This window comes from Candidatus Hydrogenedentota bacterium, assembly GCA_019695095.1.
Classification (GTDB): domain Bacteria; phylum Hydrogenedentota; class Hydrogenedentia; order Hydrogenedentales; family SLHB01; genus JAIBAQ01.
Genome location: JAIBAQ010000041.1, coordinates 14,022 through 38,133, shown reverse-complemented (window position 1 = coordinate 38,133; position 24,112 = coordinate 14,022). Strand labels below are relative to the sequence as shown.

19 protein-coding genes are annotated in these 24,112 nt (G+C 57.5%); 9 read left to right on the top strand and 10 right to left on the bottom strand.

The genetic code is table 11. The features are described 5' to 3' along the window. Window positions 1-631 precede the first annotated feature (631 nt). The 3 genes from K1Y02_09250 to aceB all read right to left on the bottom strand — a co-directional run bounded on the left by K1Y02_09250 (window position 632) and on the right by aceB (window position 5,933). The gene (locus K1Y02_09250; GenBank protein ID MBX7256534.1) at window positions 632-2,221 is read right to left on the bottom strand and encodes a cytidine deaminase; all 1,590 of its coding nucleotides are present in this window, start codon (window positions 2,219-2,221) and stop codon (window positions 632-634) included. Window positions 2,222-2,903: 682 nt separating this feature from the next. Next, window positions 2,904-4,289 (bottom strand): isocitrate lyase, encoded by a 1,386-nt coding sequence (gene aceA / locus K1Y02_09245; protein ID MBX7256533.1) that lies wholly within the window; start codon window positions 4,287-4,289, stop codon window positions 2,904-2,906. Between the two features lie 21 nt (window positions 4,290-4,310). Next, window positions 4,311-5,933, bottom strand: coding sequence for a malate synthase A (gene aceB, locus K1Y02_09240; protein MBX7256532.1), 1,623 nt, complete (start codon window positions 5,931-5,933; stop codon window positions 4,311-4,313). Window positions 5,934-6,292: 359 nt separating this feature from the next. Between aceB and K1Y02_09235 the strand changes: the two genes are divergently transcribed. From K1Y02_09235 to K1Y02_09225, 3 genes are all read left to right on the top strand, one after another. Beyond that, the gene (locus K1Y02_09235; GenBank protein ID MBX7256531.1) at window positions 6,293-7,207 is read left to right on the top strand and encodes a LysR family transcriptional regulator; all 915 of its coding nucleotides are present in this window, start codon (window positions 6,293-6,295) and stop codon (window positions 7,205-7,207) included. Window positions 7,208-7,708: 501 nt separating this feature from the next. Beyond that, the gene (locus K1Y02_09230; GenBank protein ID MBX7256530.1) at window positions 7,709-8,509 is read left to right on the top strand and encodes a TetR/AcrR family transcriptional regulator; all 801 of its coding nucleotides are present in this window, start codon (window positions 7,709-7,711) and stop codon (window positions 8,507-8,509) included. A gap of 97 nt (window positions 8,510-8,606) precedes the next feature. After that, window positions 8,607-9,518, top strand: a complete 912-nt coding sequence (locus tag K1Y02_09225) for a prepilin-type N-terminal cleavage/methylation domain-containing protein (GenBank protein MBX7256529.1) — start codon at window positions 8,607-8,609, stop codon at window positions 9,516-9,518. 236 nt (window positions 9,519-9,754) lie between these two features. On the opposite strand, the gene K1Y02_09220 is transcribed toward K1Y02_09225, so the two are convergent. Continuing rightward, window positions 9,755-11,185 carry a hypothetical protein gene (locus K1Y02_09220; protein MBX7256528.1) on the bottom strand — a complete coding sequence of 477 codons (1,431 nt, stop codon included), beginning with the start codon at window positions 11,183-11,185 and terminating at the stop codon, window positions 9,755-9,757. A gap of 84 nt (window positions 11,186-11,269) precedes the next feature. Continuing rightward, window positions 11,270-13,285 carry a DUF2961 domain-containing protein gene (locus K1Y02_09215; protein ID MBX7256527.1) on the bottom strand — a complete coding sequence of 672 codons (2,016 nt, stop codon included), beginning with the start codon at window positions 13,283-13,285 and terminating at the stop codon, window positions 11,270-11,272. Between the two features lie 973 nt (window positions 13,286-14,258). On the opposite strand from K1Y02_09215, the gene rpsU reads away from it, so the two are divergent. From rpsU to K1Y02_09190, 5 genes are all read left to right on the top strand, one after another. After that, window positions 14,259-14,447 (top strand): 30S ribosomal protein S21, encoded by a 189-nt coding sequence (gene rpsU / locus K1Y02_09210; GenBank protein MBX7256526.1) that lies wholly within the window; start codon window positions 14,259-14,261, stop codon window positions 14,445-14,447. A 111-nt stretch (window positions 14,448-14,558) separates the two neighbouring features. Continuing rightward, a complete protein-coding gene (gene xylB, locus K1Y02_09205) occupies window positions 14,559-16,085 on the top strand; it encodes a xylulokinase (GenBank protein ID MBX7256525.1) in 1,527 nt (508 codons plus the stop codon). Further along, complete coding sequence (locus tag K1Y02_09200) at window positions 16,085-16,804, top strand: hypothetical protein (protein MBX7256524.1); 720 nt, start codon at window positions 16,085-16,087, stop codon at window positions 16,802-16,804. Before xylB ends, K1Y02_09200 begins: the two co-directional genes overlap by 1 nt. Window positions 16,805-16,891: 87 nt before the next feature. Next, a complete protein-coding gene (locus K1Y02_09195; GenBank protein ID MBX7256523.1) occupies window positions 16,892-17,866 on the top strand; it encodes an RluA family pseudouridine synthase in 975 nt (324 codons plus the stop codon). A 248-nt stretch (window positions 17,867-18,114) separates the two neighbouring features. Beyond that, the gene (locus K1Y02_09190) at window positions 18,115-18,603 is read left to right on the top strand and encodes a prepilin-type N-terminal cleavage/methylation domain-containing protein (protein MBX7256522.1); all 489 of its coding nucleotides are present in this window, start codon (window positions 18,115-18,117) and stop codon (window positions 18,601-18,603) included. An 82-nt stretch (window positions 18,604-18,685) separates the two neighbouring features. Here K1Y02_09190 and K1Y02_09185 read toward each other — a convergent pair whose 3' ends face one another. After that, window positions 18,686-20,008 (bottom strand): MFS transporter, encoded by a 1,323-nt coding sequence (locus K1Y02_09185; protein MBX7256521.1) that lies wholly within the window; start codon window positions 20,006-20,008, stop codon window positions 18,686-18,688. Between the two features lie 340 nt (window positions 20,009-20,348). Between K1Y02_09185 and K1Y02_09180 the strand changes: the two genes are divergently transcribed. Beyond that, window positions 20,349-21,191: an MBL fold metallo-hydrolase gene (locus K1Y02_09180; protein MBX7256520.1), complete on the top strand. Its 843-nt coding sequence runs from the start codon at window positions 20,349-20,351 to the stop codon at window positions 21,189-21,191. Window positions 21,192-21,244: 53 nt separating this feature from the next. Here the strand turns inward: K1Y02_09180 and K1Y02_09175 are convergent, their stop codons facing one another. From K1Y02_09175 to K1Y02_09160, 4 genes are all read right to left on the bottom strand, one after another. Next, window positions 21,245-21,676: a biopolymer transporter ExbD gene (locus K1Y02_09175; GenBank protein MBX7256519.1), complete on the bottom strand. Its 432-nt coding sequence runs from the start codon at window positions 21,674-21,676 to the stop codon at window positions 21,245-21,247. Beyond that, window positions 21,673-22,167, bottom strand: a complete 495-nt coding sequence (locus K1Y02_09170) for a biopolymer transporter ExbD (GenBank protein ID MBX7256518.1) — start codon at window positions 22,165-22,167, stop codon at window positions 21,673-21,675. The genes K1Y02_09175 and K1Y02_09170 overlap by 4 nt, the downstream gene beginning before the upstream one ends. A gap of 6 nt (window positions 22,168-22,173) precedes the next feature. Further along, a complete protein-coding gene (locus K1Y02_09165; GenBank protein ID MBX7256517.1) occupies window positions 22,174-22,848 on the bottom strand; it encodes a MotA/TolQ/ExbB proton channel family protein in 675 nt (224 codons plus the stop codon). 297 nt (window positions 22,849-23,145) lie between these two features. Further along, on the bottom strand, window positions 23,146-23,586 hold the full coding sequence (locus K1Y02_09160; protein ID MBX7256516.1) for a hypothetical protein: 441 nt from the start codon (window positions 23,584-23,586) through the stop codon (window positions 23,146-23,148). Window positions 23,587-24,112: the final 526 nt, after the last annotated feature.

Sequence of the window (24,112 nt, the reverse complement as noted above, 5' to 3'; positions counted from 1 at the left end):
GCTCTCAAGATACGCTTCGAATCATCCAGCGTCGCGGCTTAATCCGCCAGCACGCAAACCATTCGACCCGCGCCCTACGGCGCACGCCCTTCCCTCCTCTCCCCTCGGAGGGAAGGGCCGTTTTGTTCGTGGAGCACCTGAAAGACAACAGTCCGGCGCATCCTTGCTGTGGCGCGGTCTCCAATCAAACCACACTTCCTACATATATGCGCTGGCTTGTTGCACTCATTGAAGCGGTAGACATGGCGAGATGCCCAGCCTTTGCCTCGCGAAACGAGGGACTTGCGGGTTGCGAATAGCAAGAAAGTGCCGTGCAGTTGGAGACATCGCGGTCGTGGGGAGCGGCGCGGTCAAGACCTTGCCATACCAGAGAAAAGCTCCGCACTTGGATCTACCTGGATCATCTATGAGAGCCTTACAGGCGCGGCACTTAAAACCTCAAAGACTTAGGTCGTTTGTAAGTCCAGCATTTACACCCGAAGAGGTCCTATACTGGGGCTGAATTGGAATACGGACAGACTCAGAAACTGCCCTTTGTTTCCACGCTGGCCAAAGGCTAACCGTCTCGGTAGCCTCTCTTAACTGCCGTTCAAAAGCTGCACGTTCTTGGCTAGTTCGACCGCAGTCATTCTCAATGGGCGCTGGCATTTTGTATTCTCTCCCTCAGACTATTGAACTCTTTCACCGCTTCTCTTTCTCTATCTGCGTATGCAATGAAAGGAACTGAAACCCGCACTCTGGCCGTATTAACAGGCCATTCAAAGTCGTCACCGTCTTCTTGCTCTCTATCCAGAACAAGTCTGCCGTCTGATGTCTTCCTCTCAATCTCATAGCCAGCACTAAGCTTAAGGGAGAATAGATCAAAGAACTTGCGTGGTCCAACCCCCATGAAAGGCTCGAATACAACGTGCCCTTCATCTACTCCTTTTTCCACTCCCAATCGAATTGAGTCGTCATGGAATTCGGGAGCTTTGCTCTTGGCATAAGGCTCTACGTATACAACTCGCCTTATGCCAGCCGCTACGATGTGTTTTGCACAGTTGTGACAAGGAAAAGTTGTACAATAAAGTGTTCCCTGTCTAGCACTCACATTGTTGCGGGCGCAACATAAGAGTGCCTCCATTTCTGCATGGACAACTCTAAAGTACTCTGTAATGTCACTTAGGCGACTCTCGCTTATTACGCGTTCGAGGACTTCTGGCTTCACCCGGGGAGGTAACCCAAGTTGGTGTTCAAGAACATCGCTGAGATTTTGCTCGATTCGGTGCGCGATGTCCTTTGCGATACGTCGCTTCTCATTGGCGTTAGAATCCCCTTCACGAGTGTAATCGCGACTCCGAGGCTTATCAACTATTTTCTCTCGACTACTGCTATACTCAGGCCAGTAGAGGCCCCCTCCCGCTTTCGGAGCGTCATTTGCTCCAGTCGCAATTACTTCTTCGTCTTTCGCGATTACCGCACCCACTTGACGCGAGAGGTCCGCTGAGCGCAATGAAGCAGTGAAGGCCAAAAACATCGCGTATTCATCAAAAGTGGGTGTCTTGTAGGGATGTCCGAAGACTAGGTCTAGAATTCGACGAAGAGCAGCCTTTGTCTCTGACGGTTGTTCTCCAATGTAGACGAAGAAATCAGCCAAGTGAAATGTCTGACTAGTTCGCTGTCCGTGCTGCTCTTCTTCATGCGCGTCGCGTTCTATAAGTTTCTTAACATTGTCAGAGTCGATGTTCTGTTCGTCTTCCAGAAAGATTCGTTGTCTCTTATCACTTGAGAATATCCCTAATAGGTAGAAGGCATCCGAGTATATACGGCGCAAACACTTGACCTCGTCAGGATGTTTGAGTGAATTGACTATGTAAGCGAGTCTGGGATGGGATCCTTCGTTTGCCTCAATTCGCTTCTTCCTGCGTTCTGCTATGGTTGCTGCGACCCCCAGCGCCAGAATCGTACTCTCCTCCGCTCGCAACTCATCTCCTGCGCTCATGGCTGCCCAAGTGCGCTCAAACACGTCATTAGTTTTAGGAAGAGGCTTCAGATCATCGATGACACATCTCGAAACCCTGATTTCTTCAGCCTCATATCCGAAACCAGATAGACGGTTCTTCAGAGTCTCGTATATTAGTGGCCAATCAGTCCCCACAGCACCAACCAAACCAATTACAAGTTCTGGAAACTCAATTACTTCTTGAATACTCTGATAGCTTTCACTCTCCGTCGATGTCATTGGTGCCCCCTTATCACATTCTAGGTGCAGTCTGCCTCACGACGAATCAATGACGCACCCACATCTGAACAGTCTTACCTTGTGTTCCTCTTGGCATTACGGTGGAACCATCTCTGCCGAAGTAATACCCTGGAATTAGGCACACAAAGACTTTAAGAGCCAATAGCGCAAATCAGATGCATGTTACGAATTCTTTCAGGATCCTCAAACACAACCACTCTGCCCAGTTGTTTAACCATGCCATACCAATTCTGAACGGTGGTATCCTACAATTACACATGCTCTGTTGCAATCCCAGCGTGGCCGATCTAGGTACATAATGGAAGCGCGATAGCCGAAATCCCGCGACCGACTGAATTTCCCTACACAAAGCATGTCGCCAGAGACATCCCATCCGACTAATCGCCCTATCGCCTAATTGCCGCCCCAGCCAAGTGCAATTAGCCATGTTCTGGCAGAGTCTCCGGGATCGGTTTCTCCCATCGGTTGATAGCCTCTTTCCGCTGCTGCGCTCTCTGACCTCGCCATTCCCCGCAAACAGCGCCCCGAATCCCTGCGTCTTTGCGCCTCTGCGTGAAAGCGCATTCTTCCGGTGCTGCCTGCAAGTCCAGCAAAAGAAGAGCGACCCGGCGTGGCTAGCGCCGGGCCGCAGTATCAACCAAAATGCTGCTGATAGCAGCTTCTAGTGGTCTTTGCCCTTCTTCTTGCCTTTGCCGTGGCCGTTGTCGCCATCGGTGAACTGGTCTTCTTCCGTGGAACCCGTGAGCGCTTTCACGGACGATTCGCCGCCGGTAATGGCTTCCATGATGCGGTCGTAGTAGCCGGTGCCCACAAACTTCTGGTGGGTGGTGGCCATATACCCGCTGCCCTTCTCGTACTTGAACTCCTTCTCCTGGAACCGCGCGTATGCGCCCATGCCTTCGAGCTTGTACCGGCGGGCCAGATTGAACATGCCCAGGTTAAGGCTGTGGAAACCGGCGAGCGTGACGAACTGGAACTTGTAGCCCATCGCGCCAAGTTCGCGCTGGAAGTGCGCGATGGTGTCGTCGTCCAGGTTGCGCTTCCAATTGAACGAGGGAGAACAGTTGTAGCTGAGCAGCTTGCCGGGATACTTCGCGTGTATTCCTTCCGCGAACTTTTTCGCGTCCTTCAGGCACGGTGTAGAGGTCTCGCACCAAATCATGTCGCAATACGGCGCATAGGCAAGACCGCGCGCAATCGCCATATCCACGCCGCCTTTGATCGTATGGAAACCTTCCGAGGTCCGGTCACCCGTCAGGAAGGGTTTGTCGCGCTCGTCGATATCGCTCGTGAGCAGTTTGGCGCTATCGGCATCCGTGCGCGCAATGAGCACCGTCGGCACGCCGCACACGTCCGCCGCCAAGCGAGCGGCAACCAACTTCGTGATGAATTCCTGCGTGGGCACGAGCACCTTGCCGCCCATGTGACCGCATTTCTTCGCGGACGCCAACTGATCTTCAAAGTGAACGCCGGCCGCGCCCGCGTGGATCATCGCGCGCATGAGTTCGTAGGCGTTGAGGGGACCGCCAAACCCGGCTTCGGCATCAGCCACAATCGGGGCATACCAATAGGGACCATTCTTGCGTCCATCGAGCACCTGGATCTGATCCGCGCGGCGCAATGCATTGTTGATCTTGCGCACGACGGCGGGAACGCTGTTGCAGGGATAGAGACTCTGGTCGGGATACATCTCGTCGGCGAGGTTGGCGTCTGCCGCGACCTGCCAGCCACTAAGGTAGATGGCCTTCAACCCGGCTTCCACCTGCTGCACGGCTTGGTTGCCTGACATAGCGCCCAACGCCGGGATGAACTCTTCCGTGTTCAAAAGGTGCCATAGCCGTTCCGAGCCCATTAACGCGAACGTATGCTGAATCTGCACGGTGCCCCGGAACTTCAGTACGTCTTCCGCGGTGAAGGGCCGGACAACGCCTTTCCAGCGATCGTCCTTGGCCCAGCTCTCTTTCAGCGCCTTCAATTCCTGGGGATCGATATCGTGGCTGGAAACCCGCTCCTCGAGTTCCACAGCCATCTTTTCAATCGTCTTCATAGCTTTACAACCTCCCTCGGACTAATCTAGGTGTTCGTATGCCCGCAGCGTCAAAAACTCTTCCAAGTCGTCGTTGGATATGATCTCGTCGAAGAGGCGCGCGGCCAGATCGTACTTGCCCGAATCGAACCGCTTGTCGCCCACCTCGTCGCGTATCTTCTGCATTTCCTCGTGTTGCACCTGCCGGAACAACTCAAGCGTCACTTTACGGCCGTCGGCAAGGACGCCCTTCGCGTTGTGGACCCACTGCCAAACCTGAGCTCGCGAGATTTCCGCCGTGGCCGCATCTTCCATGAGGTTGTACAACGGCACGCACCCCGAACCGCGCAACCACGCCTCCATGTACTGAATGCCCACGCTGATGTTGGTGCGCAGACCCGCTTCGGTGATTTGTCCTTCCGGCATTTTCAGCAAGTCGGACTGCGTGATGTTCACGTCATCGCGCCGCTTGTGGATCTGGTTGGGCGTGGGCATCGCCGCGTTGAACTCGTCGAGGGCGACTTGAACAAGCCCAGGGTGCGCAACCCAGGTCCCGTCGTGGCCGTCGGTTGCCTCGCGGTGCTTGTCCGCGCGAACTTTCGCAATCGCCGCCTCATTGGCCACAGGATCGTTCTTGATGGGAATCTGCGCGGCCATCCCGCCGATCGCGTGTGCGCCGCGGCGGTGACACGTCTGGATCGCCAGCAAGGAATACGAATGCATGAAGTGCGTGGTCATCGTGACCTGCGCGCGATCCGGAAATACCCGATCGGGAAAGCTCCGGAACCGCTTTATACAACTGAAGATGTAGTCCCAGCGTCCGCAATTGAGACCGGCGGAATGCTCACGCAATTCCCAGAGGATCTCGTTCATCTCGAACGCGGCGGGGATGGTCTCGATAAGGACCGTTGCTTTGATCGTGCCTTGTGGAATGCCAATCCGTTCTTGCGCCTTCACGAAGACGTCGTTCCACAGACGCGCTTCGAGATGGCTCTCCATCTTCGGCAGGTAGAAGTACGGTCCCGTGCCGTTGGCGAGCTGATTCTTCGCATTGTGAAACAGGAACAGCGCGAAATCGAATATGCCGCCGGGAGCGGGCTTGCCGTCTATGTAGACATGCTTTTCCACGAGGTGCCAGCCGCGCGGCCGCACTAGCAACGTCGCGATAGTCTCGTTGAGCTTGTATGACTTCTCCGGAGTCTCGAACGTAATCGCGCGGTTCACGGCGTCGCGCATATTGATCTGGCCCTGAATCGTGCCCTCCCACGTGGGCGAGTGCGAGTCTTCGAAATCGGCCATGAAGACTTTCGCGCCGGAATTGAGGGCGTTGATCACCATCTTCCGGTCGACGGGCCCGGTGATCTCCACGCGCCGGTCCTGAAGGTCATCCGGGATGGGAGCGATGGTCCACTCGGAATCGCGGATCTCCTTCGTCTCAGGAAGGAAGTCCGGCAGCTTGCCTGCGTTGAATTCCGCTTGCCGTTCCATCCGGCGCTTCAGGAGTTGGAGCCGCCGTTCGTCGAACGCGCGCGCCAGTTCAGCGACAAATCGCAACGCGTCCGGGGTGAGGATTTCGGCAAACTCGTGAGGGACAGGGCCTCGGACGTCGATTCCCTCGGCCTTCAACGCACTCAATTCACGTGAATGGTCGATTGTTGTGTGCATAGTCCAGGACTTCCCTTGCATTGCTGTGTCGTCCGCTCGGAGACGCCCAGGACTCTCTCCGGCGACGGATGACTCCACATCTTTATATGGACATAGCCGGGTATAAGAGGCAGCATGAACGCCAAAAGACGATTCGTCAACAGGATTCTGCTCTCACGGGTTCGGCAGCCCAATAGCCTTGCATAGCGGGCGAGAACTTACCAGTAGGTAGACCATTAATCAATGCAATTCTTTCAATGATTAACATTGACTGAACTCATAGGGAGCCGGGCATCGGATTAGGGCAGGAGGATTTGATCCTTCTATCCTTCGAAGCGCCATAATAGAGCGTATCAATGGCATCGAGGGAGGGAGTTCGAATGCCACAGTCGTTGTTTCGCTACAAGCAAAACCGCCTCCAGCAGTTGCGCGGGTTCTACTACGCGGCGCGGCTGGGAAGCGTCTCTAAGGCGGCGGAAAAGATGTATTTGAGCCAGCCGTCGGTTTCGCTGCAGATTCAGGCCTTGGAACGTGAACTGGGGGCAAAGCTGTTCGAGCGGCGGGGGCCGAGAATGGACCTGACACCCGACGGACGCATTCTCCTGGACTTGGCGCAACCTCTGGTCGAAGGGATTGACTCGCTAGCCGAATCGTTCAGCGCACGGCGCGAGTCTGTAGACCGCGGGCGGGTGGACCTGGCGGCGGGCGGGTCAACCATCCTCTACGTGTTGCCCCGGTTCGTGGAGAAGTTCGTGAAGGCCTATCCGGGCATCGAACTGAAGATCCACAACGTGACGGGCAAAGAGGGTATGGCCCTTCTCCGCGAGGGAGAGGTCGAGTTTGCGGTGGGCCCGCTGCTGGAAGTGCCGGAAGACCTTTCGTTCTATCCCATCCTGTCGTACGACACGGTCCTGATTACCCGCTTGGACCACCCGCTTGCCACGAAGCGGCGCGTCACGTTGAAGGATATCAGCCAGCATCCGCTGATTTTGCCGCCTCGGCATCTCAGCACGTGGCGCATGGTCGAAGGCGTCTTCACGCAACATGGCCTGACCTACGAGGTCCGTCTGGAAGTCGGCGGCTGGGAAGTCATCAAGAAGTACGTTGAACTGGGCTTGGGCATCTCGATTGTCATGAGCATCTGCATCGCCGGGGACGAGAAACTGGCCGTAATCCCCGTAGAAAAGTACTTTCCCAAGCGGACCTATGGAGTCGTGCTCCGAAAAGGCAAAGTCCTGTCGACGCAAGCAAAACGGTTCATCGAAATCCTCGATCCGACCATTACGGGGTTGTAAGCGGCCACCGCTTGAGCGCGTTCGCCGGACAATCCTCCGTCGGGCATCCCTTACGGCGGGTACTATTTCCAGCGAGTCCCCAATTTCATGGGAAAGCGTTTTGACACGTATACCCACGGCTTTCTCGCGAGCGCATTTTCACTAAACGTCGGAAGGGTTCTGAATCGTAGCGGGCGAAAGCAAAAATGCGGTAGAATACGGTTGGTCCGCAAGGAAAACGCGCCCACGTCTTGGCGGCGAGTCAGCATGATTGCCCTTTGGTCAACCAAAGGTTTGCTTCCACAAGACCGCCTTGCTCAAGCACCCACGAAAACACCAATAAAATCGCCATTTTGACCATTGGTCAAATTTATCCTAGCACTGCCTTTCATGTGTCTGAACTCGTGTTGGACGCACTTGTACTCATTATTTCAGCCATTTATATAGAACACCGGCATGCCACCTTAATCTTTGATTCTCACCCCCTTGACGAATTTCGACTTATGGTCATATACTTTTTGCATGGGAGTCTTCATAAGCGAAAAACGGCGTGAAATTCTTGAAAGAGAAGAGCTCCTTCTGGATATTGCCCGGCGTATACTACTGAAAAGCGGGTATCACGGACTGACAATGGCCCGCATCGGTGAAGCCGCCGAATGTTCCAAGGGCACCGTTTATCAGCACTTCTCCTGCAAAGAAGACCTCATTGTCGCTTTGGCAACGCGCAGCGTGGATAAGCAGCGGACCATGGTGGAGCGCGCCGCCACCCTCCGGGGATGGGCCCGAGAACGTATGCTGGCCGTCGGCGAGGCCACCGTTCTCTTTGCGCGTTTGTATCAGGACGACACTCGAATCTTTCAGATCATGACCGGCGAAGCCATCCTTCAGAAGGCGTCGATGCGGTCCATTTCTCTTCTCAAAGCCTCGGCCCACCGCACTGTGGACGTCATGATAGGCATCGTGCGGGATGCCATCGCGCACGGGGATCTGACGCTCGACCCGAACACGAAGCCCGAGGACCTCGTTTATCCGCTTTGGGTGTTGGGCGACGGGCTCAAGGGGGCGGCGTGGAGTTGGATGAGCTACGAGGAAATCGGAGCGACCGACCCGTACGCGACCATCATCAAACACGGACTGATCCTCGCGGACGGCTATGGATGGAAGCCGCTGTCGAGCGAATGGGACCACACGGAGACGCTTCAGCGCGTTCGGCGCGAACTGTTCCCCGTTGAATCACGCAAGGTGTACGGGATGGCGAAAAAAGACACGGGCGCCGACGGGGAGTTGGCCAGCCCGCACGGCGACAACGAAAGGAGGGATTGACGGCACAACTCCAACTCACTTCAGGGGGAAGGCGAAGATCGCATCTTCGCCTGGAAGATGAATGTGCAAGTTTCGTCAACATAACAGGGAAATCGGAATCATGAAGAAACGTGGATTTACGCTGATAGAGCTGCTGGTGGTTATTGCCATCATCGGCATTCTGGCGGCGATCCTGCTGCCGGCTTTGGCCCGCGCCCGCGAAGCCGCCCGCCGCGCAAGCTGCCAGAACAACCTCAAGCAATTGGGCGTGATCTTCAAAATGTACGCCAACGAAGCAAAGGGCGAGAAGTTCCCGAGCATGCTCAAGTACGAACCGTTTGGGAATCCTCCGTGCGACGTTACTCGAGCAAACGGGTGGAATCAATTCTTCAACGGTCCGTCGGTATATCCGGAGTACATGACAGATGCCAACATCATCCTGTGCCCGTCGGACGCTGACGCCGAAGAACGCGCGGACCAGTATTGGCGGCAAGACGATGGATCTGTCGAGCCGTGCTACTTCTGGGAAGTGTCCTACACGTACTACGGTTGGGCCCTCATTCCGGCACAACTTCTTCTCGGTGATGGAAACACAAGCGACCAGAATTCCAGTTCTCCACCTTTCGACGGTGCCACATTGACGGCAATCGGTACCGTGTTCACGACTTCACAAGACGTGATGGACAACGAAGGTCCTGGAGCCGTTTTCGAAAGCGATATCGATGTCTCCGGCTCGGCCGATGGATCCATGACCGTTTATCGTCTTCGCGAAGGGATCGAGCGCTTCTTTATCAGCGACATCAACAATCCCGCCGCCAGCGCAAAGGCCCAGAGCGACCTCTGCGTGATGTGGGACACTTGCTGGACACCGTCCACGGGTTCAGAAAGCTACTTCAGCCACGTGCCGGGTGGCGGTAACGTGCTGTACATGGACGGCCATGTGTCGTTCCTCAAGTACCCGAGCGAATGGCCGGTCAGCAGGGCCTTCCCGGCGATGATGGATTTGATGAGCGCGACCATTGGGCCGTGATGGGATCTATTGAAGCGTAAGGCTGCAATAGCCTGAGGTTTGGGAGGTGCGCGGTGTAACAGCCGCGCACCTTTCTTATGTCCGTTGCGGCGCGTCGCTATCCCCGATTTCTCACGAACACACTTGAACCTCTCTCGTAACCAGAGTGTTTGCGAGAAATCCCTATTGCATAACCTCAGCGTCCTTCACGTGAGCGCTCTGCGTCGGCGCTCAATCGCGCCGGTGCAAATTGCGGACTATTGGCGAACGGTATAGGCGAGGTCGTCCACGTAGATGCGCTGGCCGTTGCCATCGATCCAAGGCGTGACAAAACCGAAACGATCGAATTCCGCGCCTTGCGCAAGGGCATCTGCGGGGATAGCCAAGCGAGTCGATGCATTGTCGAAGGTAATCACTATCGCACCGGACCCGTCCGATTCGGGCGTATATTCGAGCATCCACGTGTGGCTCTTCCCATCGGGATAGATCAGGTGTGTCGGCTCCATCTTGCCGACTCCTTCAGCGCCGTCTTCGGCGCGGTACAGCGGATACACAAAGAAACCCTGCGCGGATGGACCTTCCACGGCAAATCCCACGAAATCTTCGGGGATCGCCGATTGCTGCGACGGATTGACCCGGATGCTGCGTTCGCTGTGGAAGAAACCGAATATCGAGGTGCTGTCTGATATCCCGCGATGCAAAGCGATTTTGCCCGAGGCGCGCAACGGCTTGGCGAGCGTAAGCGCGTCGCACTTCGCGCCGTAGTACGCGAGCTTCTCGGGATACCGGCAATCGCCACGAAAGAAGAGTCCACCGATTTCACCGGGTCTGGACCCACCCGCGAAGTGCGTAGGCGTAAACCCGAAGTCGAACCGGGGCCGCACATCGGTGCTGAGGTACGTCTTGCGGTTATTGAGCGCATCCCACTTCGGGTCGGCGCTGAGGTCGATTCGCATGCCGTTGACGGTCAGGTCCGCCATCCAGAAACGTCCGCCGCCGTCGGCATGTTTGACGACATTCAGGAATCCGAAACGATTGACAGTCAGACCTTCGGCGCGATTCTCCGGCGCGATCTCCATGACGGCGGTGACATCGTTGAGCGTCGCGGTCAACGCACCCGCACCGTTGTTCGCCGCGGGATCGTAATCAAGCGACCACCGGTAAACAGCGTCGCCCGGATTCTCGATGGGATGTACCCGGTCGGCCTGCAAATCGACGCGCCCAATCACGGATGCCCCTGCGCGCCATTTCGATGTCGCATATTCGGTGTGCACGTGGAAGGTGTCGCCGCGCCCATTGATGCGAAACGCCAGCGAGTTTGGAGTGCGCCACTCGTTGATGGTGGCATTATTGAAGAATCCCAGGAGTACGTTGCCTCCCCCCTTCTCGACCTTCAAGACTCCGGCCGCGTGGAGCGGTGTATCCAGCGACGATTCAGGTATGGGCATGGCGTAGTACGCGGGAGTACCGTCGGGGAAGATTGCCCCGCCAATGGCGCCAGGTATGCCAAAGATGTTCTCTGCTGTGTATCCGAAATCCTGCGCGATCTGCCGAAGCTCGAACGCCTGCGAACGGTTGTTATGACCGTCCCACCCAGGATCGGCGTCGAAGGATGTGAAGACTTCCTCGCCGTGGGCCGTGCATGCTGCGAGAACGAACACAACCAAAGCCTTTGCTGTCTTTCGCATCGTGTGCTCTCCCTTTCCAAAAGAATAGGACGAATCAGTCGATCCCGACCGATCCGTCCTAGTGTTGTTAAATTGAACCGCTGCTTAACCTGCCGGTTCCAGCCGCAAATAATCCAGACCGAGCATATGCCTCGGGACCGCCTTCGCGTTAGCGCCCGTGATCTCAACCTTCAGCAGGTTTTCGCCCGCCTTGAGATCGAATACACCCAGGGATGTCTCCGGGGTGGAGACGACACCGTCGTTGTAGAAATCGATGGGGTCGCCAGCGGATTGCCCGTTCACGGACAACTTGGCGATGCCGTAGTCGACGGCCTTGGTAAATACGGCCAACAGCTTATAACGCCCGGCCTTCTCAACGGGGAACCCTATCGTAAGGGTGTCGCCCGGCTTGCCATCGGTCCACCAACCTTGCGCATCGCCACTCCATCCGTAACTGGCGGCGTCCTGCTTGCTCAGACTCCCGCCGGTGCGTTCGACCTCGCGAAGCGTCTCGCCTTCTATTGCTCCTTCCACCTTCTTGGGTACGGGAAGTGGCGGCGGCGCGATAACCTTGAGCGATATTGGGTCGATCGGCGCAAACGTATCGGTCGCGCCCGGCTTGGCGTACCAGAATGAAGTCTCCGCCATCGCGATGTCGCATTCGGCCCAATGCCAGACTTCGATGTCGAATTTGAAGTGCTTCGTAAAGGGGATGTCATCGATGATGTGGTAGCGGCTCACGCATGTCTGGCCGTAGTTGTCCGGGCCGTCGCAGCGAGGCTGGTTGTGGTATGCATGCACGAATGGCACGTTGAAGCACCAGGCATAGCCGTAGTAATCCTCCGTACCCGTGCCGAAGTGGCTGGGGAACGGCTCATTGTCGACGTAGATCTTCTCGTCGCCCTCACCCCACCACTGCTTGACGGGGTTGGTAATGTGAAGCATGCCGCCGACGAAGCGCCCCGCGCCGCTGGCGTCGAGGTAGTTCCAATCCTGACGGGGAAGCGTGTGAATGGGATGCTCGGTGCGCCACTTCGCATGGAAATACATGGACTTGTCGGACCACTTGTAGGTGCCGGTGAGGGTCTCGCCCTTGATCTTCACGGACGCGTTGGTGTGGTTGGTGATGCGGAATTCCGCGGACTTCTTGTAGGGCATGACCCAGTAGCTGTAGAGAGAGCCGTCGGCCATCACACCACACGGCAGCGATTCGAACTTGTTCAGTCCGGGCGCAGTGCCGAAGAAATCGCCCAGCGGCGCTTGCACACTCGGGGTTGTCTCGTCGTCGAAGCGAATCTCAAGAAGACAACCGCGCAACGCCGCTTCCATGTCGGCGGCATCCACCTTGGCACGGAAGGCGTAGACCGCGCGCGAACTGCCCTCGGCAAGTCCCTTTACCGTCGCGCCGGGGCCCATGTCATAGGCAAACTGATACGCCTTGGGCGACGCAGGCTCAACAAACTGCGACGGCTTCGCCAGAAAATCGGCGGCGTTCTGTACAAGCTGTTGCTGTTTCTTGGACAGTTTGCCGGGGTAGGTCTTAACCTTGGTGCCCTTCGCATACGTGCGGTAGTTGATGTGGTAATAGTAGTCAGACTTGCTCGTAGTCACGAGGCAATGCTTCGCGTACGGAATGGGAAGGTAGGTGTTCCATCCACGGGAGACCTCGTGGGAGATTGGCTTCAGAAAGGGCATGGGTCCAGAGCCACCGAGCATTTCCGTGAGGCGCATCTCGATGGCGGGCTTCTTCGAGCCATCAAGGTACACGCGAACGGTCCCGGCATCGGCGGGATTCGCCGACCACACGCGGACGATGGCGCCGGGGCCTTCCGCGTCCATGATGACAAACTCTTCGCGGCCATCGATGGTTTCTTTGCGCAGGTATTGGCCACGGTCACCGTTTGCGAACCAGTCTTCGTCCGTCAAGACGCTGGGGTTCTTCGACCGGCGGTCATACGACGAGAACTGTTTCGTGACATACGCCGGAGAGGGCGTCTCGCTTAACCGTTCGAGATTGGTCAGTTCCCCGACCAGCGACTCAAACGTGACCGCGCCCGCGAACGCAGGAACGGCTCCCATACACACGGCCATAGCCGCGATAATCCAAAGAACACGCTTCATTTGCCCCGTCCTCCCTCAAGTTGTCGATGCGTCGCCATTGATTCCCCCCAACCGTGGCGAGTCGCTTTATACCACACGCCTGAGGGATACGGAAATCACGAAAGAACGGCCAGAGGCGGTGGGCGGTTACGTCGCACATCTCGAGGGAAGGAAGTTGACCACGAATCACACAAATCACACGAACGGGAAAGGGAAGAACGCAGTCGCGTGCGTCCGCTTCGGCGCAGCCCTCGATTTGCTCTTGTTGGAATTCGTGTAGTTGGTTTGGATCGTGTTTTCCTTCTGGGGGGTACCCCCACCTGATTTTGACGGGGCAAGGGGGTGTCCCGGGAAAATGAGCACACTCGCGCAGAAACACAGTGCCGGAGAGAGCAAGCAACGGTGGACATGGCTCTGGCCCTCGTATAGTACGCCTCATATATTTGCGCGAGTTCGTTGCACTGGGGAAGCGTCCAGGAAGGTACGAAAGGGAGGCCGGGGCAGACACTGTGGCAACGTGTGGCAGGCATCTTGCCTGCCTCTTTGGATGTATGACCGCACTTGGAAAGACGCAGGTAAGATGCCTGCCACACGTTCAAAACGGTCTTTCCTCTCGTTAGCGCCCGATCTCTGTCGACACACTGGTCGGCAGCCGAGGGCGGCTGCCCCACGAGTCCCGAGAGCGGGCAGACGACTGCGAAATACACGAATTGCTCGAATAAGAGAAAGAAAGAACGCGGAAGCGGTCTGCGCTTTTCGGCGCCGGGGCGTGGCTGGGTTGAGTCCACTACGATTACACAGAAGGTGCGCAATAGATGCGGGGGACAGATAGAAGTTGACTCGGGCGGGTGCATTTGGTAGGCTCTTTTGTTGCCGGAAGCGAGTCTCCGGGGATTCGTTTGAGGGATGACCGCCCGTCCCCTTCCATTCCGCAGCGTAGGCGCCATTTTTGGATACCGCAAGCCGGATCCGTATGAGGGGAGGTTGATTCTGCGTGACGAAAGTGCGCGTCAAGCCCGATGAGCCGTTTGAAAAGGCCCTGCGTCGCTTCAAGAAGAAGTGCAACAAAGAGGGTCTCATGCAGCGGCTGAAAGAAATGAAGCATTACGAGAAGCCGAGCGAACGCCGTCGGCGTAAGCTGGCCAAAGCGATCTCCCGGAACATATCGCCCGACCGCGATTAGCAAACCCGTGAAGAGTGCATTTGCGTGCGGGGCTGAACACTCGGCCCCGCGCGTTTTTGTTTGGTCAAGTCCGGCCCCGCGCATGCGGGCGCCTTAATCTGGAGGGGGATTATGGGCATCGTCATTGGCGTAGACGTCGGCACGAGCGGGACCAAGGCGGTCGCGATCGACGCGAAGGGCAAGCAGGTCGCTTCCGCGCTGGTGGAGTATCCGCTGCTGACCCCGAAACCGGGCTGGGCCGAACAAGATCCAGCAGATTGGGTCCGGGCGGCGTATGAAGCATTGAAGCGGCTGGCGTCCGCGCCTGGCGTGAACCCGTCTGATGTAAAGGGCATCGGACTGACCGGGCAAATGCATGGCTCGGTGTTTCTGGACGCCGACAACAAGGTGTTGCGCAATGCCTTGCTGTGGTGCGATCAGCGAACCGCGCCGCAGTGTGAGGCCATTACGTCGAAGGTCGGCGAGAAGAAGCTCATCGAGATGGTCTGCAATCCGGCGCTGACGGGGTTCACCGCGCCGAAGATTCTATGGTTGCGTGACAATGAGCCTGCCGTGTTCGAGAAAGTGCGGAAGGTACTTCTTCCCAAGGATTACATTCGCTTTGTGCTGACGGGCGAGTTTGCGACCGACGTGGCAGACGCGTCGGGTACGTTGTTGTTTGATGTGAAGAACCGGACGTGGCACAAGGAACTGATGTCGATATTGGGCATCCCCGCGGATTTCGTGCCGCGCGCATTTGAAGGCCCGGAAGTGACGGGGACGTTGTCGAAGGAAGCAGCCGCCAAAACGGGTTTACCGGCGGGTATCCCCGTGGTGGCGGGCGGCGGCGATCAGGCCGCCGGCGGGGTCGGCTGCGGCATCGTGCGGCCGGGCGTGATTTCGTCGACGGTCGGCACGAGCGGCGTCGTATTTGCGTTCGCGGAGAAGGTCAGTTTGGATCCGCAAGGCCGCGTGCACACGTTCTGTCATTCGGTGCCGGGCAAGTGGCACGTGATGGGCGTGGTGTTGAGTGCGGGCGGTTCGCTGCGGTGGTACCGGGATGCGCTATGCCAAAGCGAGAAGGCCGTCGCGTCTGAAACGGGCCGCGATCCGTATGAATACATCACCGCCGAAGCCGCCACCGTGGCTCCGGGCGCGGAAGGCCTGACGTTCTTGCCGTATCTGACCGGCGAGCGCACGCCGCACAAAGATCCGTACGCGAAGGGCGCGTTCGTCGGCCTGTCGCTGCGGCACGGTCGCGCCCACATGGCGCGCGCGGTGTTGGAAGGCGTGGCGTTTGCGATGCGGGACAGCTTGGAGATCATGCGCGAGATGGGCGTGCCTATTAAGCAGGTGCGCGCGTCGGGCGGTGGCGCGAAGAGCGCGGTATGGCGTCAGATCCAGGCGGACATCAACAAAGCGCCGTTGGTCATGACGAATATCGATGAAGGGCCGGCCTACGGGGCGGCGTTGCTGGCGACGGTCGCGACGGGAATGTACACATCGATTGAAGAAGCCTGTGATGCTATCATTTCGGTCGTCGACGCGTGCGAGCCCAATGGTTCGCTGGCTTCAGTCTACGATTCCTGGTTTGCGCTCTATCAGGACACGTACAAAGCGTTGGCGCCGGGATTTGAGCGCGCGGCAAGGCTACTTTAATGACGGACGAGGCTTCAGTAGCGTCGAATGACGTTCCCTTGGTGCCGGAGACGGCTCCGCGTAAGAAGGGAATCCCCGTTGTTGGCTTACTCATTGCCATAGTGGTGTCGCTAATACTCAGCCCGATTACGTACCAGTTTGCAGTCTGGTTCCAGGTTTTCGATTTGCCCGAGGATCGACACAAATTGGCGATGGATGTACTCGACATCGGGTTTCGGTGCGGGCAAGGATGGTTGCTCCTGTTGCTAGGTTCGCCCATTGCACTCATCGTCTGCCTCATCTTCCGCCGGTTGCGGCGATTCGCCGTGATTCCGCTGGCGATCTTCGTGGTGGCGGCGGGTAGTTACATTGCATTACCTAAGTTTCTGCACCTTCGAGACGAAGGATTCTCGCGTATAACGTTCAACGCGCAACCGTTGCTGGCTGCTATCGAGCAATACAAGGCTGACCAGGGTGTGTGGCCGCCGAGCCTCGATGCGTTGGTACCCGCATACATTGACAAGATCCCGTACACAGGCGCGCCCGGATATCCGAAGTTCAATTACGAAGTGGCGTCGGAAGGCACCCCGTTTCGGGAGTACCAGCTTTCGGTAAAGACGCCGCGTGGATCCACCTACCACGACCAGCTCATATACTGGCCGGAGATGAACTACCCTCTGTGGATCAAGGGAGCTACGGTAGAACCCTTGAACGATTGGGCTTACATGGAAAGGCACTGACGCCGCGAAGAGCAGAAAGAAATCCGGCGCGTCTCCGCGGGTGTCATGTCCGCTTTTCATTTCCCGTAGCAGGAGTATTCATCCCCCATGTTGGGATCGACATTTGACGATACGACCACTGAAGCCCACGCGGGGCTACGTCTCGACGTCTACCTGGCGGGCGCCATCGAAGACGTGTCGCGTTCGATTATTCAGAAACTGATCAAGGACGGGCTTGTCGAGGTGAATGGCGTCGTCTGCAAGAAACCCGGCAGGACGGTGGCCGCGAACGAGCGGGTTACGGCCATTCTTCCCACGCCGCCCAGTTCGGATCTAACGCCTCAAGCAATTCCACTGTCCATTCTGTACGAAGACTCGGATTTGCTTGTGATTGACAAGCCGTCGGGATTGGTGGTTCACCCTGCGCCGGGGCATTCCGACGGCACCTTGGTCAATGCGGTGCTGTACCACTGCCCCGATTTCCAGCGGCCCGGGGACGATCTTGGGCGACCGGGCATCGTTCACCGGTTGGATCGCTTCACGTCGGGCGTGATGGTCGTTGCAAAGTCGCACGTAGCCTTCGCGGGACTTGCCGAGCAGGCGCGTGAGCACACGTTCGACCGGCGATACCTCGCGCTGGTGCGCGGCGAGTTCAAGGAGAACGTGGGGCGCATCAATGCGTCGGTGGGGCGAAGCCTGCATGACCGGGGTCGCATGTCGGTGACGGGCGTGAATGCGCGCGACGCGATCACGAGGTTCGAGGTACTGGAACGATTTCGCGTGGCGTCGCTGGTGTCGCTTGTTTTGGAGACCGGGCGTACGCACCAGATTCGCGTCCACATGCGGTTTGCAGGACACCCCGTACTGGGAGATCCGGTTTATGGGGTGACTGAATTCGGGAAGTGGGACGTGCCGGATTCACTCCTGGAGGCGCTCAACGCGCTCGAAGGACAGGCCCTTCACGCCGAACGCCTTGGATTCACGCATCCTGTTTCCAAAGAACGGCTTACCTTTACTGCCGATCCGCCTGCGGATTTCCAGCGGACGCTGGAAGCGTTGCGCGCGCTCCACAGTTCCCGATAAGACTCCCCAAAATACTCCCTCAAAAGCAGGTGACGTTTTTTGTCACTTTCCGGCATGTCTGGTCGCGAATCTGTGAAAGCTTGCAAAGCCTGGATTCCGTGTAATCCGAGTCAAAGCATTTTATGTCAAGGAGATAGTCGTACCTGTTCCGGGTTGGCACAGATCGTGCCTAGTTACTGGGGACTGGCGCAGTGAACGCACGGCGGCTTGGCTCGGAAGCTTCCGCCGGGCACGTAAGGAGAAGTGCGATGAAACAGGCTAGGGGCTTCACACTGATTGAGTTGATGATAGTGGTAGCGATCATCGCGATCATCGCGGCTATCGCTATACCCAACCTGCTTCGGTCTCGAATGAGTGCCAACGAGGCAAGCGCATCCGGGGCAATTCGGACGATATCAACCGGAGAAATCGCGTTTCGTACCGCTGCGTTTGTGGATACGAACGGCGATGGAGACGGCGACTACGGAACATTGACCCAACTCGCCAATCCAGACGGAACCGGAGCGACGCCGGGGTTTGTCGATTCGGTCTTGGGCGCGGGACTCAAATTGGGATACAACTTTACAGTGACCGTTACGAACGGCACGGCGACGACAGTGCCGGCCTTTACGTGCACAGCCATTCCAACGGCCCCGGGCCGGACCGGGTATCGCCAATATTTCGTAGATGAATCCGGAGTGATTCGCTTCACCGCGGACGGGAGCACACCCACCGTCAGCTCTCCTCCGCTTGACTGACCAGAGCACACACCACCCACACGTCACCAAGACGACCGGCTCCCACCTCCAACCTTGCCGGTCGTCGCCTATTTTGTAGCGCTCAGGCCCCTTCGCCTTCCCAGGCCTGCAAGTGGCGCATGCTGCGCTCGAAGGGTTTGAGGCCGGCCAACAGTAACAGGGCCGCCACGACGCCCGTGCTGGTCCCGACAATCAGAAGCGAGTAACCGACGGCATTGTCGTTCTGGAAGACGTAATCGGTGACCAGTGCGACTGCCGTGGGACCCATGCCCATACCCACAAGGTTGACGACGAAGAGGTATATGGCTGAAGCCTGGCCGCGCATGGAGTTGGGCATCATTTCTTGAATAGCGGCGGGCGCTGCGCCAAAGGGCATGGCGAGCGTGAACACCATGGGGACTAACAGAAGCATGGAAAGATTGCCGTTGGGAACAAGCGGATAGAGGATGGCAAATGGCATTCCTGCGACGGCCGCGATAACGCCAGATCCCATGCGGGCGGAGACGTTTCCCTTCTGGGCTAAGCGATCCGCCAAGCGTCCGCCATAGACAATGCCCGCGGAGCCGAACAGCATCACGATCGCGCCGTACCACATTCCGGCCTGGGAGGGCGTCCACCCGTGCACGCGGACAAAGAAGGTGGGTACCCAGGAAGCAGCGCCGTAGCTGGATAGTGCCAGGAGCGCAAACCCGATGTTGTGGCAGAAGAACGTGGAAAAGTTCTGGCGGATGTAGGTGACGACTTGACCCAGGGCCACGGCCTGCGACGAAGCGGCCGACGCGGAGAGGGCGCGCTTCCCGCGGCGAACGGGCTCGGCGATGGTATACGCGAGCAGGGCCAGCAGCAGGCCGGGGATGCCGACCATCAGAAATACCGTCTGCCAGGGACGCATCGCGCCCAGCAGGGGCACATCGATGGATTCCTGTCCGGCGGATACTTGCACGACGTATCCGCCGAGCAAGTAGGCCATTCCCGAGCCGACGTAGATGCCCATGCCGTAGACGCTGATGGCCGTGGCGAGGCGATGGCGCGGGAAGTAGTCGGTGATGAGCGAATAGGCAGCGGGAGACAGCGCGGCTTCGCCGACCCCAACTCCCATGCGGCAAAGAAGAAGCTGGTAGTACTGTCGTACGAAACCACAGCTCGCGGTCATTATGCTCCAGAGCATAACGCCGAGAGCAATGATGGTGCGGCGGCTTCGGGAGTCGGCGAGACGCCCAAGGGGGATGCCGAAAAAGGTGTAGAACAGGGCAAACGAGAACCCCATGAGCAGACTCATCTGAGTATCGGAGATGCCCAGGTCTTTCCGGATGGGTCCGACCAACAGAGAGAGAATCTGCCGGTCGATGAAGGAGAGAATGTAAAGAATGAGCAGGATCGCCACGACATACCATGCGTATCCGATGGGCGGATACGGCGGTTCCGTGAAGTCACGACGCTGCCCGGCGTCATCATGCTGTGCCACCAGAGGCTCCTCCCTTGCAGTTGAGGAGATGCAACGGGAGACAGACTGAAGGGTTTGCAGGGGGAAAGTCAAGGGGCGCGAGCGGGATGGTAAGGAGCGGCGCGCGTTTTCTTTTCGCAGGCTGGGGGCCACTAGCGAGATTGGAGTATCGTTGCCTGCGGCGAACGAAGGAGGGGTAGGGTTGTGTATTCGGAACGTCGAGAGACTGTGCGAGACTGCGCATGATAGTGTTCATTGGAGAGGGGATGCCAGAAGAGCAAGCATTCGCAAGGGGGGGCACGTGCAGATTTCGGAGCATATCCATGGTTTGAAGATTCCGTTTTCGATTCCCGTTGGGGAGGGGGCGGCCATTGAGCGGTCTGTGTACGTGTATCTCGTTGTCGGAGAGACGATAACGGTCGTCGATAGCGGCGTTGCGGGGAGTGAGGAGGCCATTCTGGCGTACGTCAAGTCGCTGGGAAGGAGCCGCCGGGATGTTTCGACGCTGCTGCTCACGCATTCGCATCCGGATCACGTTGGCGGGGCGTTGCCGCTTGTGGAGGCGTGCGGTTGCGAGGTGTGGGCGCATGCGGGGGAAGCCGATTGGATTGAGGACACGGACAAGCAGTATCGCGAGCGGCCAGTTCCGGGATTCAAGGGATTGGTTGCGGGGCCCGTGAAAGTCTCGCGCGCGCTCGCCGATGGAGAAACGCTCGATCTTGGCGCGGGTATTGGTGCGCACGTGCTGCACACACCGGGACATTCGCGCGGTTCGATTTCTTTGTTCATCGAACCGGACAACGCGCTGATATCAGGTGACGCCATTCCGCAAGCGGGTGCGATGCCGATCTATGAGGACGTGAGCGGTTCTATTGCTTCGTTGCAGAAGCTGCTCGCCGTTGAGAGCGCCTCCATGCTTCTGTCCGCATGGGATGCTCCGCGTTTTGGCGGCGACGTCACAAAGTCGATTCAAGAAGGACTCGGGTATATCGAAGCCATCGACCGTGCCGTACAGGAATGTCTGACGCATGTAAACGGTGACGACCCGATGGGATTGTGCAAAGCCGTCGTTGCGGTACTGGGACTTCCAGCATTCTCGGTCAATCCGCTCGTCGCGCGTTCGGTTCTCGCGCATATTCGGTGAGCATCGGCTGGACTACGTTGACGCCGCGGTTTCGACTGCGGCGCTACCGAGCGTTATTTCTTTGGTGTTTCGGCGGGGGGAGGGGGAGTCTTCTCGAGCAGCGAAACATTCGCGATACCGGCGGCTTGCGCGGAATCCATGGCACGCGTGAGTGACTCAAGCGCGGCCTCGGGATGAATCTCGATGAGTACACCGTCGGGATGCGACGTGGCTTGACGTCCAAGAACGGCGGGCAAGTCGGGTGACGTAACTGCTTCGCCTTCGACCGTGAACGTTCCATCGGGACCGATGGAGACGAGGGTGACTTCCTTTTCTTTGTCCTTGTTTTCTTCCGTGGACGGCGTGTCGCTGACGAGCGACGCGGAGAGTCCGCGGTATTCCAGCATGGGCGCCACGACCATCATGATAATCAGCAGCACAAGGAAGATGTCGGTGAGCGGCGTGATGTTGATGCCTTCTATCTTTGGCGAGTTGTTGCCGGTCATGGTGTCTTCGGCGCCTCGGGCTTTTCGGGATTGGCGACCGGCGGCGTTGCTTCGGGAGCGGCAGGGATGGCCAAGGCATTCGCTTCTTCACCGGCTACGCCCATGATGTACGCCTGTTCGCAACCGGCTTGTTGTGCCGCGCGCAATACGGACAGAACCGCTTTGCTTCGCGATGATGCGTCGCCTCTGATGACGATGGCCTTTTCTTTTTTGTCGGTGATGCGCGCCGTGATGCGCTCCGCGAGGGCGCTTTCCTGAATGGAGTCTCCATCCATGTACATCGTTCCGTCTGCGCCTACTTCAATAGTGGGCCATTCGGAATTCTGGCCGACGCCCTTGGCGATCTCCGGCAGCTTGATGTCTTGCCGGGTGCTCGTGGCTGCAGGAGCTGCAATGATCACAATCACCAACAGGACCAGGAACACGTCGGTGAGCGGCGTGATATTGATTTCGCTAATCAGCGATTTCTTACCGCTTTGTCGCGTAGCCATAGGAAGTTAGATTCGGATTTCGTCGCTGGTGGAGAATCGGCCTTTTCGGCGATCGGCCGACTTCGGGACCACGCCCAACGCCCCAAGATACACGAGCTTGATGAGATCGAAGTCGTTTGAAAACCGGTCAACCGCCGTGTGGAAGTAGTTGTTAACGGTCACCGCGAAAATGGCGACGCCAAGGCCGAAGGCCGTGGCGATAAGCGCCGAGCCAATACCGAACATGATGTCTTGGGTGCTGTTACCGGTTGTCTTGGCCAACTCTCCGAAGGTGTAGAGAATGCGTACGACGGTTCCGAAGAGGCCGAGGTACGGAGAAATAGTCGCGATGGTCCCGAGGATGGAGAGGTTCTGGTCCAGTTTGCGCGTCGCAAGGGATGAGGCTACGTCAAACATGGTCTCGAAACGGTCGGGATGCTGCGCGGCGATTCGCGCGCCTTCTTCGGCGACCTGACCGACGACGCCCCCTTTTCGCGAGGCGAACGCGCGGGCGCTCTCGATGCCCTTGTCGAGTTCCTGCTCCAATTCGTAAATGAACTCGCCCACGTCACCCAGGACGCGTTTGTTGTAAATGTAGTACCAGGTCCGCTCGATGGTGACGCCGAGCGCGAGCATGGAGCATACCGCGATGGGCAGAAGCACGGCCCAATCGTGTTGAACGGCGAACTTAAAAAGATCCACTGCGTCGTCCTTTATCAGAATCGTACGCCCATTCGACTCTGTACCTCGGGTACATGATGTAACCCCAAAAAAGGAAAGAATGGGCTAGGTAGGTTTCCTAGACGCGATTCGGTGGCACGCCGCATTGTGAGTGGAGTACGCCGATATCGCCGCTAAGGAACCGTAGAGCAAGATAGTGGCATATCGGAGCTTCGGACCTCAAATGAAGAAGAAGGAAGAGATTTTGATTTTAGTTTGAAGATGAAAGGGGTGCGGCGAGAAGACGTGTGGCGACGGCGCAGCCAGGCCGACAGAGCACTATTCGATAGAAGACGCGGTGTCGATGGATTGCAACGCCTGGATTGTGCGTTCCGATAGCGGCCACTTGCCCGGATAGAGTATCCATTCGACATGACCGTCCATGTAGAGGACATTTGCGCCGTCACCCGGCTTGTGGTTGCCGGGTCGCTCGATCACGATGGGAATTCGAGAGCGAAGGCGAGAAGCCGCGCCGTCGCTGCCGTCCGAGGTTAGGCTGCGCTCAATGCCATCACGCAACCGATACACTGTACCTTTTACGCCTTCCTGGTCAACGGTCAGATCGCCCTCAAAGCCGCGATCCTTTTCAATCGACTCACGGTACGCAGTGATGAATCGCTCAACATCTTCGTCCGATTGAACCGCATACCCCAGATAGAAATAGCTTCGGTCATTCAGCATGAACTCCAGGTTGTCTTCATTTTCTTCGACGTGACTCATGTCAGAGCCCGAGGGACATATCATCATTTCCGTGTCGCGGACGCGAGGGGTATCCGACGTGGGGCGCGTTAGTACGTGAACATTGTCAAACATCAGTCGGCCTGGATCGGAGGACAAGGTTGGGTATCGCTTGATGGGATCTTCCAAGGCGTAAACACGAAGCGCAAGATCAAGGTATTTTAGGTTTCTGACACATTTTTCCCACCGCACACGCCCTTCAATGCCAGATGCCATGCGCCAGAAGCCCGAACCAACGATATAGACAGGAATGAGTAAAACTGGGACAAGCGCAGTCGCCACGAGACATGAGCGCAACTTTAGAGTGCGACCGGGCTTTGACACTGTTGAGTGGATGCTCGACTTGGATTGTGTGCTGGGTGGTGGCGCGTTGCCGGGAGCCTTGCAGGCTGATTTGTCTGCCGAAGCATCAAGGTGCGCACCACAACGCGGACATGACTTGCTGAACGAAAACTCGGCGATGATAAGGTTTCCGCAATGAGGACAATGCACGGAAAGACTCCATTGT